Source organism: Paenibacillus paludis, from assembly GCF_042610515.1.
Classification (GTDB): domain Bacteria; phylum Bacillota; class Bacilli; order Paenibacillales; family Paenibacillaceae; genus Paenibacillus_AQ.
Genome location: NZ_JBGJZP010000052.1, coordinates 1 through 784 on the forward strand (window position 1 = coordinate 1; position 784 = coordinate 784).

The window sequence follows — 784 nt, forward strand, 5'->3', positions numbered from 1 at the left end:
AGGGGTCTACAGCCCTAAAAACCCATCAGGAGGCGCTTACTATGAAGTCTAACCGAAACGATAGGACAAATCAACGCATTGAACGAATTAGCATGCAGCATGCAGTGGTCGGGATCGACATCGCTAAGGATGCACACGCCGCACAGATGACCGATTTTCGCGGACGTTCGCTCACTCCCCGTCACCTGTCTTTCCCTAACACACTGGAAGGCTTTGAGAAGTTTTTGCGCTGGGTAAAGGAAGCTCAGTCGAAGCATCGGCTGACATCCCTTCTAATCGGTCTGGAGCCCACCGGCCATTACTGGTTTAACCTCGCCAATTGGCTGCTTCAGCAAGGGATCGAGGTGGTGTTGGTCAATCCAGTGACGACTCACCGCAACAAAGAGAACCGGGACAACAGTCCATCCAAGAACGACCCCAAGGATGCGCTTGTCATTGCGGACGTCGTAAGCCGTGGCTATTACACAGACTACGTTACTCAGGCAGCCGTATTCGAACGGTTAAAGACGCTCATGAGCGATAGAGAGTATTGGGTCAAACAATCGACAAGCCTGGGCAACCGGATCGTTCGCTGGATAGACCTTTACTTCCCGGAATTTCGCCAAGTCTTCCCGGACTGGACGGTGCTAAGGTCGCTGGCGTCGCTCCACGCTTGCCCTATGCCGTGTGACCTAAAGAGACTGAGCATCGACGAAGTCATTGACCATTGGCGTAAGCAAGGGATGAGACGTGCTTCTGGCGTCAGCGGCAGAGCTAAGGCGGCGGCCTTGCTGGCAGCAGCAAC

1 protein-coding gene is annotated in these 784 nt (G+C 54.0%); it reads left to right on the top strand.

The window, feature by feature from the left end; all coding sequences use genetic code 11:
- Window positions 1-41: 41 nt before the first annotated feature.
- On the top strand, window positions 42-784 hold a 743-nt coding region (locus ACAN56_RS35380; RefSeq protein WP_379148781.1), incomplete at its 3' end, for an IS110 family transposase.